This is a genomic window from Cloacibacterium caeni, assembly GCF_907163105.1.
Classification (GTDB): Bacteria; Bacteroidota; Bacteroidia; order Flavobacteriales; family Weeksellaceae; genus Cloacibacterium; species Cloacibacterium caeni_A.
Window position 1 is genome coordinate 1,703,559 of sequence record NZ_OU015321.1, and the last position, 16,694, is coordinate 1,720,252.

The window sequence follows — 16,694 nt, forward strand, 5'->3', positions numbered from 1 at the left end:
TGAAATCTAAATTATTATGAAAGACAATCAATTATCAAATATACTTAGCCAATACGATGCTCAAGAGCAAGTAGACGGTCAATTATATACACTGAACCTCGGTCCTACTCACCCTGCTACACACGGAATTTTCCAAAATGTGTTAACCATGGATGGTGAGAGAATTCTTCATTCTGAACAAACCGTAGGTTATATTCACAGAGCTTTTGAAAAAATTGCTGAACGTAGAAATTTCACACAAATTACCACTCTTACAGACCGTTTAAATTATTGCTCTGCACCTATCAATAACATTGGTTGGCACATGACAGTAGAAAAACTTCTAGGGATTGAAATGCCAAAAAGAGTAGATTACATGCGTGTTATCATGATGGAATTGGCTCGTATTGCAGACCACTTGGTTTGTAACTCCGTAATTGCTGTAGATACAGGAGCTTTAACTGGTTTCACCTACGTTTTCCAAGACAGAGAAAAAATTTACGATATCTACGAACAAGTTTGTGGCGCTAGAATGACTACAAACATGGGTAGAATTGGTGGCTTCGAGAGAGATTTCACTCCTAAATTCCACGAATTATTAAAAGATTTCTTAAAAACTTTCCCTGCAAGATTCCAAGAATTTTCAAATTTAGTAGAAAGAAACAGAATCTTCATGGACAGAACCATCGGTGCTGGTCCTATTAGTGCAGAACGTGCATTAAATTACAGTTTTGTAGGTCCTAACTTAAGAGCTGCTGGTGTAGATTATGACGTGAGAGTAGCAAGTCCTTATTCATCATATCAAGATTTTGATTTCAATATTCCTATTGGTACTGGTGGAGATACTTATGATAGATTCATGGTTCGTCAACAGGAAATTTGGGAAAGTTTGAAAATCATTAACCAAGCTTATAACAATTTACCGGAAGGAGATTTCCATGCAGATGTACCAGAATTTTTCTTACCAGAAAAAGCAGAAGTATACAATAACATGGAAGCATTAATCTATCACTTCAAAATCGTGATGGGTGAAACTGATATTCCTGCCGGCGAAGTTTATCATTCTGTAGAAGGTGGAAACGGTGAACTTGGTTTCTATTTAGTAAGTGATGGCGGTAGAACTCCATACAGATTGCACTTTAGAAGACCTTGTTTTATCTATTATCAAGCGTATCCAGAAATGATTAAAGGTGCCGTAATTTCTGATGCAATCGTTACGATGAGTAGCATGAACGTGATTGCTGGAGAATTAGACGGATAAAAAGATATAAATTTTAGATTATAAATTTTAAATTACTAATCTAAAAAATCCATAGTTAATTATTTGAATTAAAGATATTTAAAATCTAAAATTCAGAATTTAAAATTTAAAATTTTAAAGAAGTGAGCGAAACAATTGCTTTTAAACCAGAAACTTTAGAAAAAGTAAAACAAATCATTGCAAGATATCCAGAAGGAAAACAAAAATCTGCATTAATTCCTGTGCTTCACTTAGCGCAGAAGGAATTTGGCGGTTGGTTAGACGTTCCTGTGATGGATTATGTAGCAAGTGTTTTAGAAATTACTCCAATAGAAGTGTATGAAGTAGCTACTTTCTACACCATGTTTAATATGCAACCTGTAGGAAAATACGTATTAGAAGTTTGCGTTACAGGACCTTGTATGTTAAGAGGAAGTGATGATATCGTAAATTATATCAAAGAAAAATTAGGCATCAAAGCTGGCGAAACTACTGCAGATGGTTTATTTACTCTAAAACCTGCAGAATGTCTTGGAGCTTGCGGTTATGCACCAATGATGCAACTTGGAAAATTCTATCACGAAAATTTAACTAAAGAAAAAGTAGACGAAATCCTTGAGCTTTGCAGACAAGGACAAATCGCTCTTGATTAATAAATAACAGTTATGAGTAAAAAACTTTTACTTAAAAACGCACACATAGAAGGTATCAGACATTTTGATACTTACAGAGAACATGGAGGTTACCAGTCTGTAGAAAAAGCATTAAAAATGACTCCAGACCAAATTGTAGAAGAAGTAAAAACTTCAGGTCTTAGAGGTCGTGGTGGTGCTGGTTTCCCTACAGGAATGAAATGGAGCTTCCTAGCAAAACCAGAAGGTGTGCCTAGATATTTGGTTGTAAATGCAGACGAATCTGAACCTGGAACTTTCAAAGACAGATATTTGATGGAGTTTCTTCCTCATCTTTTGATTGAAGGAATGATTATCGCATCTTATGCATTAGGTTCTAACACTTCTTACATCTACATCAGAGGAGAATATGCATGGATTCCAGATATTTTAGAACAAGCAATTGACGAAGCTAAAAAAGCAGGTTTCCTAGGTAAAAATATTTTAGGCAGTGGTTTCGATTTAGAAATTTATGTTCAAAGAGGAGCTGGTGCTTACATCTGTGGAGAAGAAACTGCACTTTTAGAATCACTAGAAGGAAAACGCGGAAATCCTAGATTAAAACCACCTTTCCCTGCGGTAAAAGGTCTTTGGCAATGTCCAACTGTGGTAAATAACGTAGAAACCATCGCTGCAGTAGTTCCAATTATAGATATTACAGGAGCAGAATACGCTAAAATTGGTGTAGGACGTTCTACAGGTACTAAATTAATTTCCGCTTGCGGAAACATCAATAAACCAGGAGTTTACGAAATAGATATGACCATCACTGTAGAAGAATTTATCTACTCTGATGAATATTGTGGAGGAATTCCGAATGGTAAAAAATTAAAAGCATGTATTCCTGGAGGTTCTTCAGTTCCAATTGTTCCAGCAAATTTATTGCTTAAAACAGCTTCTGGCGAACCAAGATACATGAACTACGAATCTCTTTCTGATGGCGGTTTCGCTACAGGAACTATGATGGGTTCTGGTGGTTTCATTGTTTTAGATGAAGACCAATGTGTGGTAAAACACACCATGACCTTAGCACATTTCTACAACCACGAAAGTTGCGGACAATGTACACCTTGTCGTGAAGGAACTGGATGGATGTATAAAATTCTAAAAAAAATAGAATCAGGACAAGGCGAAATGAAAGACATCGACTTGCTATGGGATATTCAGAGAAAAATTGAAGGAAACACCATTTGTCCATTAGGAGATGCAGCAGCTTGGCCTGTAGCAGCAGCAATTCGTCATTTTAGAGATGAATTCGAATGGCATATCAATAATCCAGAATGCTTAACCAGAAATTATGGAATTGCACATTATGCAGATCCACTTCCGGTAGTTGAAAAACAATAATATTAGACATTAATAAAGCTAAAGCTTAATTCATAATACTTAGAAATGAGCGAAGAAATTAAAAAATTTAAAGTAACCATTGATGGGCAAACTACGGAAGTAGAACCAGGTACTACCATTCTAAACGCAGCGCGCCAGATTGGTGGAAAATCTGTTCCTCCAGCAATGTGTTATTACAGCAAATTAGAAAACAGTGGCGGTAGATGCAGAACTTGCTTAGTAGAAGTTTCTAAAGGCTCTGAAGCAGATCCTCGTCCTATGCCAAAATTGGTAGCAAGCTGTAGAACTACAGTAATGGACGGTATGGAAGTGAAAAACCTTACTTCTGAAAAAACGCAAGAAGCAAGAAAAGCCGTTACCGAATTCCTTTTACTCAATCACCCACTAGATTGCCCTATTTGTGACCAAGCTGGTGAATGTCACCTTCAAGATTTAGGTTACGAACATGGTCTTCAGCAAACCAGAAATGATTTTGAAAAAAATACGTATGACGCTGATGATTTAGGACCAAACATTAAGCTAAACATGAACAGATGTATCTTGTGTGCAAGATGCGTTTTGGTAGCTAACCAATTGACGAATACTCGTGAGCACGGAATTCTTTTCAGAGGTGAGCACGCAGAAATCTCTACTTATCTTAACAAAGCTTTAGATAATGACTTTATTGGAAACGTAATAGACGTTTGTCCAGTTGGAGCATTAACAGATAGAACAGCAAGATTTGCAAGCAGAGTTTGGTTTACAAAACCGGTTGATGCTACTTGTACTTGTTCTAAATGTTCTGGTAAAGCAGTTCTTTGGATGAAAGGAGACGAAATCGTAAGAGTAACTGCCAGAAAAGATCAATACGGAGAAGTAGAAGAATTTATCTGCAACGAATGTAGATTCGAGAAAAAAGATGTAAAACACTGGAACATAGAAGGACCAAGACACATCAGCAGACATTCTGTAATTTCTCTTAACCACTATCAGAAACCAGAAGATGCTGAAGTGGAAAAATTAGAATATGAAAACGCTAAAGAAATTAGCAAAAAAGATAATTTAGAATAATTTGGAGAAAGATGAATGGTTAAAGATTCTCAAAATCTAAAATCTAAAATCTAAAATCTAAAATCTCATAAAGAAATGGATTTAATACTTTTCAAAACAATACTTGTAGTATCACTTTTCGCCCTATCTATGGCTGTAGCAGCCTACTCTACTTGGGCCGAGAGAAAAGTGGCTGCCATTATGCAAGACAGAATTGGTCCCAACAGAAGCTGGAAATTCGGTTTACTTCAACCATTAGCTGACGGTGGAAAATTCTTCTTCAAGGAAGACTTTATCCCAGAAAAAGCAGAAAAATTCTTATTTTTCTTCGGGCCTGGTTTAGTAATGTTTATTTCACTAATTACAGGAGCCGTAATTCCTTGGGGAAAATCTCTGAATATTGGCGGACAATCTTTTGATTTACAAGTAGCCAATCTAGATGTAGGCGTTCTCTACTTAATGGGAATGGTTTCTATCGGTGTTTACGGAATTATGATTGGAGGCTGGGCTTCTAACAATAAATATTCATTAATCGGAGCAATTAGAGCTTCATCTCAAATGATTTCTTACGAATTAGCAATGGGGCTATCTCTATTGGCTATTATCATGATGAACAGTTCTCTAGACCTTAAGGTAATTGCAGAATCTCAAAGTGGATGGTATGGTATGAAATGGAATATCTTCTTCCAACCATTAGCATTTATCATCTTCTTTGTAGCAGCATTAGCAGAAACCAATAGAGCTCCATTTGATTTACCAGAATGTGAAACAGAATTAGTAGGAGGTTTCCACACAGAATATTCTGCGATGAAACTAGGACTTTTCTTATTCGGTGAATATGTAAACTTATTTATTTCTTCAGCATTAATCACTACCCTTTTCTTAGGAAGTTACAATTTCCCAGGATTAGCTTGGATTGGTGAAAACTGGGGAGAAAACGCAGCTGGAATTGCAAGTATTTTAGCATTCTTGGCTAAAACCATTGCCGTAATCCTTACCTTTATGTGGATTAGATGGACTTTACCAAGATTTAGATATGACCAATTAATGCACCTTGGCTGGAAATCATTAATTCCGCTTGCATTAGTAAACTTGTTGGTAACTGGAGCTTTAGTTCTTTTGAACCAACATTATCAATGGATTTAATCATTTGAAATTGATTATTTGAAATTTGAAATTATAAAAAAATTAAAAATTTAAGATAAAGTTTGAGTAGAGAAAAACCTCACATCTCAAATCTCACATCTCAAATCTAATTTATATGAAACTAACCAATAGATCAAAGGTAGCTTCTAACAAAAAGATGACTTTTGCAGAGAAAATTTATCTCCCTGCAATCATCAAAGGAATGGGAATTACCGGAAAACATGCGATAATGACTCTTACTGGGAAACTACCTACGGTAAGCTACCCTGAAGAGCAAAGAGAATTTTCTAAAATTTATCGTGGATTACACGTTCTGAAGCGTGATGATGAAGGCAGAGAAAGATGTACTGCTTGTGGATTATGTGCGGTAGCTTGTCCAGCTGAAGCCATTACCATGACTGCGGGAGAACGTACCAAAGAGCAAAAACATCTTTACAGAGAAGAAAAATATGCCGAAGTATATGAAATCAATATGCTAAGATGTATCTTCTGTGGATTATGCGAAGAAGCTTGTCCTAAATCTGCAATTTATCTTACCGATAGAATTGTAAAACCAGAACAAAACAGAGGCTCATTTATCTACGGCAAAGATCTTTTGGTAGAAAGCATGGAAAACAGAATAGATATTTCTGAAAGACAAACAGAATCACAAAAAAAAGCTCTTAAATAAATGGAACAGTTCTTATTCTTTTTTATCGCTTTAGTAGCGGTTGCAAGTGCTGTTTACTTTGTATTTGCAAGAAATCCTTTGTATGCAATTTTATCATTAATTGTTACTTTCTTTAGCATTGCTGCATTATATGTTTTATTAAATGCGCAGTTCTTAGGAATTGTACAAATTATCGTGTACACAGGAGCCATCATGGTGTTATTCCTTTATGTATTAATGATGCTTAATCTTAATGCTAAAGACGAAAGCAAAAAACAAAATCTCACGAAATTTATCGGTATTTTTTCTGCCGGAATCCTTTTCGTGGGAATGTTAGGAGCTTATAAAGGTCTTTCTCAATCGAATGTTGTTCAAAATATTGATAGCAGCATCGGTTTGACTAAAAACCTTGGAAAATTATTGTTTAACGAATATGTATTACCATTCGAACTCGCTTCTATCCTGATTTTAGCAGGTATTGTAAGCGCAGTATTAATTGGTAAAAAAGATTTATAGAATTATGGAAGTCAATTCATTTTTACAAAACATACCGCTCAATTGGTACATCATTTTAAGTACTACATTGTTTTGTTTAGGAGTTTTAGGAGTTCTCGTTCGTAAAAATGCCATCATCATTTTAGGATGTGTAGAATTAATGCTTAATTCTGTAAATCTACTTTTGGCTGCATTTTCTGCTTATAAAGGAGATGGACACGGACAAATTTTGGTATTCTTTATCATGGTAGTGGCTGCTGCAGAAGTTGCAGTAGGTCTAGCGATTATCACTATGATGTATAGAAATACCAGAAATGTAGATGTAAGTATTTTTAACAAATTAAAAGGATAATGCAGATGGAAAATTTAGTATACGCAATCGTTTTACTTCCTTTGATTGGATTTGTAATCAACGGATTATTTGGAAAGCGCTTACCAAAAGCTTTGGTTGGCGGATTAGCTACATTAGTAGTATTCGCGGCTTTTCTAATTTCTGTAAGTATTTTTATAGGATTTCCTGCAGACGGAACACCAGTTATTGTAAAAGCATTTGAATGGTTCACCATCGGCGGAATTCAAGTGAATTTCGGGTTCCAAATAGACCAATTATCATTAATGATGATGATGATTGTTACAGGAATTGGTTCTTTGATTCACTTGTACTCTATTGGTTACATGAGCCATGACAAAGGTTTCTACAAGTTTTTTACTTATCTGAATTTATTTATTTTCTCCATGCTTCTTTTGGTAATGGGAAGCAATTACCTTATTCTTTTCATCGGTTGGGAAGGTGTAGGTCTTTGTTCTTACTTACTGATTGGTTTCTGGTACGAAAATACAGAATATGGGAAAGCTGCTAGAAAAGCTTTCATAATGAACAGAATTGGTGACCTTGGTTTATTGATTGGTATTTTCCTAATCGCTTCACAAACCAATGCACTAGATTATCTTTCTGTAGCACAAAACGCTTCAAAATTTGAATTTGACGGAGTGGTGATTATGTTTATCACGCTTAGTTTATTCATTGGAGCTATGGGTAAATCTGCACAGATTCCTTTATTTACATGGCTACCAGATGCGATGGCTGGTCCTACTCCGGTTTCAGCGTTAATTCACGCGGCAACCATGGTTACAGCTGGTATTTATTTAGTAGTACGTTCTAATTTCTTATATCATCTTTCACCGAGTACTTTAGACTTTATTCTTGTAATTGGTCTTGCTACTTCATTAATTGCAGCATTCATCGGTTTAAGACAAAATGATATCAAAAAAGTGTTAGCATATTCTACTGTTTCTCAGTTAGGACTTATGTTTATAGCACTAGGTGTAGAAGCTTATACTTCTGCTATGTTCCACTTAATGACGCACGCTTTTTTCAAAGCATTGTTATTCTTAGGAGCTGGTTCGGTAATTCACGCCATGAGTGGAGAACAAGATATGAGATTTATGGGAGGCTTAAAATCTAAAATTCCTGTAACGTATTGGACTTTCTTAATCGGAACATTAGCCATTGCTGGAATTCCGCCATTGTCTGGTATGATTTCTAAAGACGAAATTTTAGTTGCACTTTGGGCTAAATCTCCAGTAATTTGGGGCTTAACATTGTTCAGTGCTGCTTTAACTGGAATTTACATGTTTAGATTGTTATTCTTAACTTTCTTTGGAAATTTCAGAGGAACAGAAGAACAAAAACATCACTTACACGAAAGCCCAATTTCTATGACACTTCCTTTAGTTGTTTTAGCAATTCTTTCTGTAGTTGGTGGTTTCATTAATTTACCTCATTTCATAGGTCATGGTGAATATCAAAATTTAGCACATTGGTTAGAACCACTTTACGTATATGGAGCGAAACATGCAGAAGTTCCATTTAATATTGAAATGATTCTTTTGGCGATTACATTAGTAATGGTAGCAACGGTATTCTTCATCGTAAGAAATATCTATGTTACTAAAAATAAAATGGCTCAACCAGAAGAAAATTATAAAGGCTGGGAAAGACTATCAGCTAAAAAATTATTAATAGACGAACTTTATAATGCTACGGTAGTGAAACCTGTAGAAGGTCTTGGAAAAGGCACCAGAATGTTTGATAAACTGATGGATAGATTCTTCAATTTTGTAGGTTTCGGAGCAGTAGATTCTGGAAGAGCGTTTAAAAAATTCCAAAATGGTAATGTAGAAAATTATGTTCTCATTATGTCTTTGGCAATCGGTTTAATTTTAATTGTTAACTTTTTATTACAATAGCAAATGTTAGAAGCACTGTTACTTTTACCTTTAATTGGTTCAGGATTAGTTTTTGCGTTTAGAAACTCTAATAGCAAATATTTAGCAGTAGGAATTGCTTTCGTGCAGATGTTTTTAACATTCTACATGCTATCACTATTTAATAATGTACCTACGGTAGACTCTCCATTACAATTTGAGATTGTCAAGCCGTGGTCATCCTATATTAAAAGCACATTACACTTCGGTGTAGACGGAATGAGCATGCTTTTGTTATTATTAACAAACATTTTAGTTCCATTAATTATTCTTTCTTCTTTCAATGAAAACAAGAAATACAATAATAATTTCTACGCGTTAATTCTATTAATGCAGTTTGGTTTAGTAGGTGTTTTCACTGCTCTAGACGGATTATTATTCTACGTTTTCTGGGAAGTAACGCTTATCCCAATTTGGTTCATCGCTGGACTTTGGGGAGACGAAGAAAAAAGAATTAAAGTTACTACTAAGTTTTTCGTATATACTTTTGTAGGTTCATTATTTATGTTCATTGGTTTAATTTATGTTTACAACCATGCTGCATCTTTTGAACTGACAGATTTGTATAACGCTAACTTAAACGAAGTACAACAAGTAGTGGTTTTCTGGTTAATTTTCTTAGCTTTTGCTGTAAAATTACCGATTTTCCCACTTCACAATTGGCAACCAGATACGTATACCTTCTCTCCTACTCAAGGAACAATGTTGCTTTCTGGTATCATGCTTAAAATGGCTATTTATGGTGTTTTAAGATATTTATTACCTATTGCACCAACTGCTTTACTCGGAACTTCTGGACAAGTAGTGATGATTCTTTCTATTCTAGGAGTGGTTTACGGAGCGCTTATTGCGATTGTACACCATGATATTAAGAAAATTATCGCTTACTCATCGCTTTCACACGTAGGATTAATGGTGGCAGGTATTTTTGCTTCTGCTATTCTTACCGCTCAAGGAAATTTTACTTTCGAAGGAGCGCAAGGAGCTTTAGTTCAAACTTTTGCACACGGTATTAACGTAGTAGGTTTGTTCTACTGTGCTGATATTTTAATCAAACAATTTAAAACAAGAGACATCAGACAAATGGGAGGTTACGCTAAAGCGGCTCCTAAATTTGCTACACTTTTCATGATTTTATTACTTGGTTCTATGGGAGTTCCATTAACGAATGGATTCATCGGCGAATTTATTTTATTAAAATCTATTTTTGATTATGATAAAGTGGTAGTCGTTTTTGCAGGTCTTACTATTATTCTAGCCGCAGTTTATCTGCTAAGAATGTATGGAAAAGCCATGTTTGGAACCGGTGATGAAAGAGTGGTAAGTACCTTAAAAGACATTTCTAATGTAGAATTTGTAGTATTGGCAAGTTTGGCTGTAGTGGTAATCGTATTAGGAGTTTTCCCAAGCGGTGTATTAGAAATGGTGAATAGTTCGTTGAAGTTTATCTACTCTTCTATTAAGGGTTAAAAAAATAATAAATTTTAGAATTTGTTTTTTGAGAATCTCAAATCTCAAATCTTAAATCTCAAATCTATAAATAATGAGTGTTTTAGTAGTTTTATTCCTTACGGCAGTATTAGCATTATTTTCTGGAGTTTATAATCAAGGAAAATTTGCAAGATATATCGGAATTTTGGGACTTTTGGTTGCACTTTGTGTAAGCTTCTCTCCTGAGTTAGCATTTTTTAATCAATACAAATCTATGTTTGATTTTAATGAAAATGCTGCTTTATTTACCAAAATTTCTTTAGTGGTTACATTGTTAATTTTCTTCTTAGGAGGTTTTGCATTTAACAATCACCGTAGTCACCAATCAGAATTATATTCGTTAATGTTATTTTCATTAATTGGGGCTGTAATTCTTTTCAGTTTTACAAATTTAGTAACACTATTTTTAGGAATCGAAATCTTATCTATTCCGCTATATGTAATGGCTGGAAGTAACAAGACTGATTTACGCTCAAACGAAGCTTCAATTAAGTATTTCTTAATGGGAGCATTTGCTACAGGATTCCTTCTTTTCGGAATTGCATTAATTTATGGAAGCACAGGTAGTTTTGATGTTCATGTAATCAATACTTTCAGCGTAGCAAATCCTAAAGACTTAATGTTTGTAATGGGAATCATGTTAATGTTGGTAGCAATGGCATTTAAGGTTTCTCTAGCTCCTTTTCACATGTGGAGTCCAGATGTTTACCAAGGTGCTCCATCATTGATTACTTCATTCATGGCTTCTGTAGTAAAAATTGCTGCATTCTTTGCCTTCTTCAAGGTTATGAATCTTGCTTTTGCAGGAAGCATCAAAGAATGGATTAACATTCTAGGCGTTTTAGTCATCATCACGCTTTTATTAGCCAATGCAATGGGATTAGCACAAACCAATGCTAAGAGAATGTTGGCTTATTCATCTGTTTCTCATGCAGGTTATTTAGGCTTAATTTTCTTTGGAGCAAACAGCTTATCTGTATATAATTTAGCATTTTACTTATTCGCTTATTCACTCGCTACAGTTGGAGTATTTATGACTTTAATTTGGGTAGAAAAACTAAAAAGAGAAACTTCATTTGAAGCCTTCAAAGGTTTGGCAAAATCTGAACCTTTATTAGCGGTTGTAACAGCAGTTTCATTATTATCAATGGCAGGTATTCCATTAACTGCTGGATTTGTAGCGAAATTTAACATTTTTGCTCAAGCGATGAACGGAGCTGCTTTCCTAGTTTTGATTGCTGTAATTGGTTCTGCACTAAGTATCGCTTATTATTTAAAACTGATTATTTCAATGTTTTTCCATACAGAAACTACATTTAAAAGTTCAGAAAAAGTAAGCATTACGTATAATATTATTGCAGTTTTCATCATTGTAGCAATTCTTGCAATAGGTATTTATCCAGACCTTTTCAAAGTACAATTCGGACTTTAATTAGAAATTCTTAATCAAAAAATAAACACAATTCAGAAATGGGTTGTGTTTTTGTTTTTTATAATTTTAATCATTTGATTAAATAATTTGTTTAAATCAAATTTTTAATTGTACATTTGTTTTATGAAAAGTGAAAAACAGATGAATGAACAAGAACAATCTACTGAAGAAAAAATTTTAGAAGCAGCTTCAGAAGTCTTTACTGAAAAAGGATTTGCAGGAACTAGAACCAGAGATATTGCCGAAAAAGCAGGAATAAATCTGGCATTACTCAATTACTATTTCCGAAGTAAAGAAAAACTTTTTGAACAAGTGATGAAGATAAAAGTGGTGTTACTCTTCGGGAAGATTTTACCTATTCTAATCAACGAGAAAACATCTTTAGAAGAAAAAATAGACTTAGCTTCAGAAAAATATTTCGAAATTTTATCTAAAAATCCTAATCTTCCTCTTTTTGTAATCAGTGAAATTCAGAAAAAAAATTCTAACATCACGAAAATTATTCCTGTAAATAAAATTTTTGAAAATTCTGTCATCATCAAACAAATCAAAGAAAAAAGACCAGAAATAAATCCATTGCATTATTTAGTCAATTTCTTAGCGATGACTATTTTTCCTTTTGTAGCTAAACCCGTTTTTAACGCTTTTGAACTGACTAATGAAGCAGAATACCACCAATTCATTAGCGAAAGAAGAAAACTCGTTCCAATCTGGATGAAACAACTTTTAGAAATAAAAACTGAAAATCTTTAAAACGATGGAAAAACTTAAATACATTTTCCTCTTTTTCATAGGGCTCATCAATGCCCAAGAAACCATTACCCTTGAACAATGTTACCAATGGTCACGAGAAAATTATCCTTTAATCAAAAAGCAAGAATTGATTAAAAAAGCAGAGCAATACACTACAGAAAATGCACTGAAAGGCTGGCTTCCTCAAGTAAACATTACAGCACAAGCTACTTACCAAAATGATGTGACTCAATTTCCCGTGAAATTGCCAAACATGAATGTAGAACCTCTCAGCAAAGACCAATACAAGGTTTATGCAGACATTTCACAAACGATTTACGATGGCGGAAACATCAAAAATCAGAAAAAATTGGCTTTGGCTCAATCTGAAATTAAAAACCAACAATTGGCGGTAGATTTAGATAAATTGAAAGAAAGAATCAACCAAATTTATTTCGGAATTTTATTAACAGACAAGCAATTGTTACAATTAAAGCTTACAAAATCAGACATTAATGAAGGCATCAAAAAAGCAGAAGCTCAATTGAAAAATGGGGTTATTTTCAGAAGTAATTTAGATGTTTTAAAAGCAGAATTGGTAAAAATTGAACAAAAAGAAATTGAACTTCAAGCAATAAAGCAAAATTTCGTGCAAATGCTTTCTTACTTCATCAAGAAAAATATCGACGAAAATACTCAACTCGAAACTCCTGAAAAAACATTAGTTACTGAAACCAACAACCGTTCTGAACTTAAATTATTTGATGCTCAAAAATCTTTAATTGAAACACAAAAGAAACTTATCAACACCAAAAATACTCCAAAATTGGGCGCTTTTTTCCAAGGTGGTTACGGAAAACCAGGTTTCAATATGCTCAAAAATGAATTTGACACTTTTTACATTGCAGGAGTTCGTCTCAATATTCCGATTACTGGATTTTATACCAAGAAAAATGATTTACAATTATTAGACAATCAAAGTCAAGATATTGAAATTCAAAGAGAAAACTTTCTTTTCAATCAAAATTTTACAGAAATTCAACAAAAAAATGATTTAGATAAAATTCAAAATCTTATTGATAAAGATGACGAACTCATCACGTTGAGAAAAAGTATTAAAAAGGCGAGTTTGGCACAATTAGAAAACGGTGTAATCACCACCAACGATTATCTGCGAGAAGTAACCGCCGAAGAACAAGCAATTCTCACAAAAATTACCCACGAAATTCAATATTTATTGACACAATATAACTTGAAAGCTCAACTAAATAATTGAAAATGGAAAGGGGAAATTAAACTTCTTAACAACTTCACGATTGTACAACTTTACAAAAAATAAAAAATGAAAAAATATATTCTTCCTCTCCTAGTTTTGACCATTTTCTCTTGCAAAAGAGCAGACCAAGATTATGATGCTTCCGGAACTTTCGAAGCAGATGAAATCATCGTTACAGCGGAAGCTTCAGGTAAAATCCTTGAACTCAATCTCAATGAAGGAGATGCATTAACAGCCAATCAAAACATAGGTCTTATTGACGGAAAAGGCGTAGAATTACAAAAAGAACAGGTTTTGGCTTCTATCAATGCCATCGAACAAAAAACCAATGATGCAGCACCTCAAATTGCAGTTCTGCAATCTCAGTTGGCTACACAAAATGCTCAAATTGCTGTGCTTCAAGAGCAATTAAACAATGCAGTAAGAGAAAGAAACAGAACCGCCAATCTTGTAAAATCAGATGCTGCAACGCGCAAGCAATTAGATGATTTAAACGGAAATGTTGTGGTAATTCAAAAACAAATTGCAACAGCAAAATCACAATCCGAAATTTTAAAACAACAGATTTCTTCTACTTTAGAACAAGTAAAAATTCAAAACAGAGCTATTTTAAGTGAAAAAAATCCTACCGAGAAGAAAGTTCTACAAATAGATGAACAATTGAAACATAATGTTATTTCTTCGCCCATTAAAGGAATTGTACTTACCAAATACATGAATAAAGGCGAGTTTGCCACCATCGGAAAACCAATTTATAAAATGGCGAATTTAGATGAAATGACTCTAAGAGCTTACTTTACAGGAGACCAATTGGCAAAAGTAAAAGTTGGTCAAAATGTTAAAGTGCTCATAGATGCAGGTGACGAAAACACCAAAGAACTTACTGGAAAAATCTACTGGATTTCACAAAAATCTGAATTCACTCCCAAAACCATTCAAACCAAAGATGAAAGAGCCAATCTAGTATACGCTACCAAAATACATGTTAAAAATGATGGCTTTCTAAAAATTGGAATGTACGGAGAAGTGAAACTTTAAGTCTGATGTTTTTTAACACCCCGTCAAAATCTTTGATTTTGACACCCCTCTGAAAGAGGGGAATCTACTCTAACATAATTAAACAGAAATAGAAAATATTTTCAAAATTAACGAGCCACGAAGTGGCGATTTATATTAGCATCGGGTAAAACCCGATGAAAAAAAAGAAATAATGAGACCACGAAGTGGCGAAATCAAATGATAGAAGTTAAAAATATATCAAAATCTTACGGCGAAAAAAAACAAAAAATTCTGGCGGTAGATAACATTTCCTTTTCGGTAGAAAATGGAGAAATTTTCGGGTTGATTGGTCCCGATGGAAGTGGCAAAACCTCTATTTTCCGAATGCTGACTACCCTTCTTCATCCAGATTCTGGTTCTGCTGAAATTGAAGGACTTGATGTAGTTAAAGATTACAAAAAAATCCGAAAGATTCTTGGTTATATGCCAGGAAAATTTTCTCTGTATCAAGATTTAACTGTAGAAGAAAATCTAGAATTTTTCGCAAGTGTTTTCAATACAAGCATACAAGAAAATTATGATTTAATCAAAGATATTTATCAGCAGATTGAACCATTTAAAGACCGAAAAGCAGGGAAACTTTCTGGCGGAATGAAACAGAAATTAGCCCTTTCTTGCGCTCTGATTCACAAACCAAAAGTACTATTCTTAGATGAACCTACAACAGGAGTTGACCCAGTTTCGAGAAAAGAATTTTGGGAGATGCTGAAACGCTTAAAACAACAAGGCATCACCATCGTGGTAGCAACTCCTTACATGGATGAAGCCACACTCTGTGACAGAGTCGCGCTCATGCAAAACGGGAAAATTTTAAAAATTGACACCCCACAAAACATTTGCAATAGCTTCCCTGAAGATTTATACGAAGTAAAAACCGAAAATATTCCTGCTCTTATCAAAATACTTAAAGAATACGAAAACACTAAAAACACTTATGCCTTTGGCGAATTTGTACACATGGTGATTAAAAAGGAAAAAGATTTTAAAAAGGAAACTTTGGAGAAATTTTTACAAGAAAAAAGATTTAACAAAATTGAAATCAACAGAATAGAAGCAACCATAGAAGATAGTTTTATTCTTTTACTCTCAAATCATGAATAAAGAAATCGCCATACAAGCCGAACAAATCACCAAGACATTTGGAGATTTCACTGCGGTAGACCATATTTCCTTTGAAGTAAAAAAAGGAGAGATTTTCGGGTTTTTAGGAGCAAATGGAGCTGGAAAAACCACCGCAATGCGCATGTTTTGCGGACTTTCCACACCCACTTCTGGCAAAGCGATGGTTGCTGGATTTGATGTCTACAAAAACGCTGAAGAAATCAAAAAAAATATTGGTTACATGAGTCAAAAGTTTTCTTTATATGAAAACTTATCCATTTTAGAAAATTTAGAATTTTTTGGCGGAATCTATGGATTAAGCATGAAGGAAATCAAACAAAAAAGTAAAGAACTCATTGAGAAATTAGGTTTAGAACAAGAAAAAAACAAAATGGTTTCCGAACTTCCATTGGGATGGAAACAGAAACTGGCATTTTCGGTCGCCATTTTTCATCAGCCAGAAATCGTTTTTCTAGACGAACCAACTGGTGGTGTAGACCCTATTACCAGAAGACAATTTTGGGACTTAATTTATGATGCTTCCGAACAAGAAATTACCATTTTTGTCACTACACATTATATGGACGAAGCCGAATATTGCAACCGAGTTTCCATCATGGTTGACGGAAAAATTGCAGCAATTGATTCTCCTGAAAATTTGAAAAAAAATTTTCAAGCCAGAACCATGGACGAAGTATTTTATCAATTAGCCAGAGGCGCAAAAAGAAGTGCTGATTAATGAAGAATTAAAAATTAATAAATAAAATAAACACTTGTCA

16 protein-coding genes are annotated in these 16,694 nt (G+C 34.2%); all 16 read left to right on the plus strand.

Annotated elements, in window-relative coordinates:
- Window positions 1-16: 16 nt before the first annotated feature.
- The 16 genes from KKQ76_RS07795 (at window position 17) to KKQ76_RS07870 (ending at window position 16,654) form a co-directional block, all read left to right on the plus strand.
- Window positions 17-1,240, plus strand: coding sequence for an NADH-quinone oxidoreductase subunit D (locus tag KKQ76_RS07795; protein WP_213196655.1), 1,224 nt, complete (start codon window positions 17-19; stop codon window positions 1,238-1,240).
- Between the two features lie 122 nt (window positions 1,241-1,362).
- Window positions 1,363-1,872 carry an NADH-quinone oxidoreductase subunit NuoE family protein gene (locus KKQ76_RS07800; protein WP_213196656.1) on the plus strand — a complete coding sequence of 170 codons (510 nt, stop codon included), beginning with the start codon at window positions 1,363-1,365 and terminating at the stop codon, window positions 1,870-1,872.
- Window positions 1,873-1,884: 12 nt separating this feature from the next.
- Window positions 1,885-3,237 carry an NADH-quinone oxidoreductase subunit NuoF gene (gene nuoF / locus KKQ76_RS07805; RefSeq protein ID WP_213196657.1) on the plus strand — a complete coding sequence of 451 codons (1,353 nt, stop codon included), beginning with the start codon at window positions 1,885-1,887 and terminating at the stop codon, window positions 3,235-3,237.
- 45 nt (window positions 3,238-3,282) lie between these two features.
- Window positions 3,283-4,287 (plus strand): 2Fe-2S iron-sulfur cluster-binding protein, encoded by a 1,005-nt coding sequence (locus KKQ76_RS07810; RefSeq protein WP_213189730.1) that lies wholly within the window; start codon window positions 3,283-3,285, stop codon window positions 4,285-4,287.
- A gap of 75 nt (window positions 4,288-4,362) precedes the next feature.
- Window positions 4,363-5,412 (plus strand): NADH-quinone oxidoreductase subunit NuoH, encoded by a 1,050-nt coding sequence (gene nuoH, locus KKQ76_RS07815; protein ID WP_213196658.1) that lies wholly within the window; start codon window positions 4,363-4,365, stop codon window positions 5,410-5,412.
- A gap of 115 nt (window positions 5,413-5,527) precedes the next feature.
- Window positions 5,528-6,082, plus strand: a complete 555-nt coding sequence (locus tag KKQ76_RS07820) for a NuoI/complex I 23 kDa subunit family protein (RefSeq protein ID WP_069797219.1) — start codon at window positions 5,528-5,530, stop codon at window positions 6,080-6,082.
- Complete coding sequence (locus tag KKQ76_RS07825; RefSeq protein WP_069797193.1) at window positions 6,083-6,577, plus strand: NADH-quinone oxidoreductase subunit J family protein; 495 nt, start codon at window positions 6,083-6,085, stop codon at window positions 6,575-6,577.
- Window positions 6,578-6,581: 4 nt separating this feature from the next.
- Complete coding sequence (gene nuoK, locus KKQ76_RS07830; protein ID WP_069797220.1) at window positions 6,582-6,908, plus strand: NADH-quinone oxidoreductase subunit NuoK; 327 nt, start codon at window positions 6,582-6,584, stop codon at window positions 6,906-6,908.
- 5 nt (window positions 6,909-6,913) lie between these two features.
- Entirely contained in the window at window positions 6,914-8,806 is a 1,893-nt protein-coding gene (gene nuoL, locus KKQ76_RS07835; RefSeq protein WP_213196659.1) for an NADH-quinone oxidoreductase subunit L, read from the plus strand.
- A 3-nt stretch (window positions 8,807-8,809) separates the two neighbouring features.
- Window positions 8,810-10,294 carry a complex I subunit 4 family protein gene (locus KKQ76_RS07840; RefSeq protein ID WP_213196660.1) on the plus strand — a complete coding sequence of 495 codons (1,485 nt, stop codon included), beginning with the start codon at window positions 8,810-8,812 and terminating at the stop codon, window positions 10,292-10,294.
- A 73-nt stretch (window positions 10,295-10,367) separates the two neighbouring features.
- The gene (locus KKQ76_RS07845; RefSeq protein ID WP_213196661.1) at window positions 10,368-11,747 is read left to right on the plus strand and encodes an NADH-quinone oxidoreductase subunit N; all 1,380 of its coding nucleotides are present in this window, start codon (window positions 10,368-10,370) and stop codon (window positions 11,745-11,747) included.
- Between the two features lie 123 nt (window positions 11,748-11,870).
- Window positions 11,871-12,500 carry a TetR/AcrR family transcriptional regulator gene (locus KKQ76_RS07850; RefSeq protein WP_213196662.1) on the plus strand — a complete coding sequence of 210 codons (630 nt, stop codon included), beginning with the start codon at window positions 11,871-11,873 and terminating at the stop codon, window positions 12,498-12,500.
- Window positions 12,501-12,504: 4 nt separating this feature from the next.
- A complete protein-coding gene (locus KKQ76_RS07855) occupies window positions 12,505-13,755 on the plus strand; it encodes a TolC family protein (RefSeq protein WP_213196663.1) in 1,251 nt (416 codons plus the stop codon).
- A 66-nt stretch (window positions 13,756-13,821) separates the two neighbouring features.
- Window positions 13,822-14,793 carry an HlyD family secretion protein gene (locus tag KKQ76_RS07860; protein ID WP_213196664.1) on the plus strand — a complete coding sequence of 324 codons (972 nt, stop codon included), beginning with the start codon at window positions 13,822-13,824 and terminating at the stop codon, window positions 14,791-14,793.
- 198 nt (window positions 14,794-14,991) lie between these two features.
- The gene (locus tag KKQ76_RS07865) at window positions 14,992-15,915 is read left to right on the plus strand and encodes an ABC transporter ATP-binding protein (protein WP_213196665.1); all 924 of its coding nucleotides are present in this window, start codon (window positions 14,992-14,994) and stop codon (window positions 15,913-15,915) included.
- Window positions 15,908-16,654: an ABC transporter ATP-binding protein gene (locus KKQ76_RS07870; RefSeq protein ID WP_213196666.1), complete on the plus strand. Its 747-nt coding sequence runs from the start codon at window positions 15,908-15,910 to the stop codon at window positions 16,652-16,654. The genes KKQ76_RS07865 and KKQ76_RS07870 overlap by 8 nt, the downstream gene beginning before the upstream one ends.
- Window positions 16,655-16,694: the final 40 nt, after the last annotated feature.

Bases quoted from the DNA above. Each gene is read 5' to 3' on its own strand.
- nuoL (WP_213196659.1), top strand. From the start codon at position 6,914: ATGGAAAATTTAGTATACGCAATCGTTTTACTTCCTTTGATTGGATTT.
- KKQ76_RS07855 (WP_213196663.1), top strand. From the start codon at position 12,505: ATGGAAAAACTTAAATACATTTTCCTCTTTTTCATAGGGCTCATCAAT.
- KKQ76_RS07825 (WP_069797193.1), top strand. From the start codon at position 6,083: ATGGAACAGTTCTTATTCTTTTTTATCGCTTTAGTAGCGGTTGCAAGT.
- KKQ76_RS07840 (WP_213196660.1), top strand. From the start codon at position 8,810: ATGTTAGAAGCACTGTTACTTTTACCTTTAATTGGTTCAGGATTAGTT.
- nuoF (WP_213196657.1), top strand. From the start codon at position 1,885: ATGAGTAAAAAACTTTTACTTAAAAACGCACACATAGAAGGTATCAGA.
- KKQ76_RS07845 (WP_213196661.1), top strand. From the start codon at position 10,368: ATGAGTGTTTTAGTAGTTTTATTCCTTACGGCAGTATTAGCATTATTT.
- KKQ76_RS07870 (WP_213196666.1), top strand. From the start codon at position 15,908: ATGAATAAAGAAATCGCCATACAAGCCGAACAAATCACCAAGACATTT.
- nuoH (WP_213196658.1), top strand. From the start codon at position 4,363: ATGGATTTAATACTTTTCAAAACAATACTTGTAGTATCACTTTTCGCC.
- KKQ76_RS07795 (WP_213196655.1), top strand. From the start codon at position 17: ATGAAAGACAATCAATTATCAAATATACTTAGCCAATACGATGCTCAA.
- KKQ76_RS07810 (WP_213189730.1), top strand. From the start codon at position 3,283: ATGAGCGAAGAAATTAAAAAATTTAAAGTAACCATTGATGGGCAAACT.
- KKQ76_RS07860 (WP_213196664.1), top strand. From the start codon at position 13,822: ATGAAAAAATATATTCTTCCTCTCCTAGTTTTGACCATTTTCTCTTGC.
- KKQ76_RS07820 (WP_069797219.1), top strand. From the start codon at position 5,528: ATGAAACTAACCAATAGATCAAAGGTAGCTTCTAACAAAAAGATGACT.
- KKQ76_RS07850 (WP_213196662.1), top strand. From the start codon at position 11,871: ATGAAAAGTGAAAAACAGATGAATGAACAAGAACAATCTACTGAAGAA.
- KKQ76_RS07865 (WP_213196665.1), top strand. From the start codon at position 14,992: ATGATAGAAGTTAAAAATATATCAAAATCTTACGGCGAAAAAAAACAA.
- nuoK (WP_069797220.1), top strand. From the start codon at position 6,582: ATGGAAGTCAATTCATTTTTACAAAACATACCGCTCAATTGGTACATC.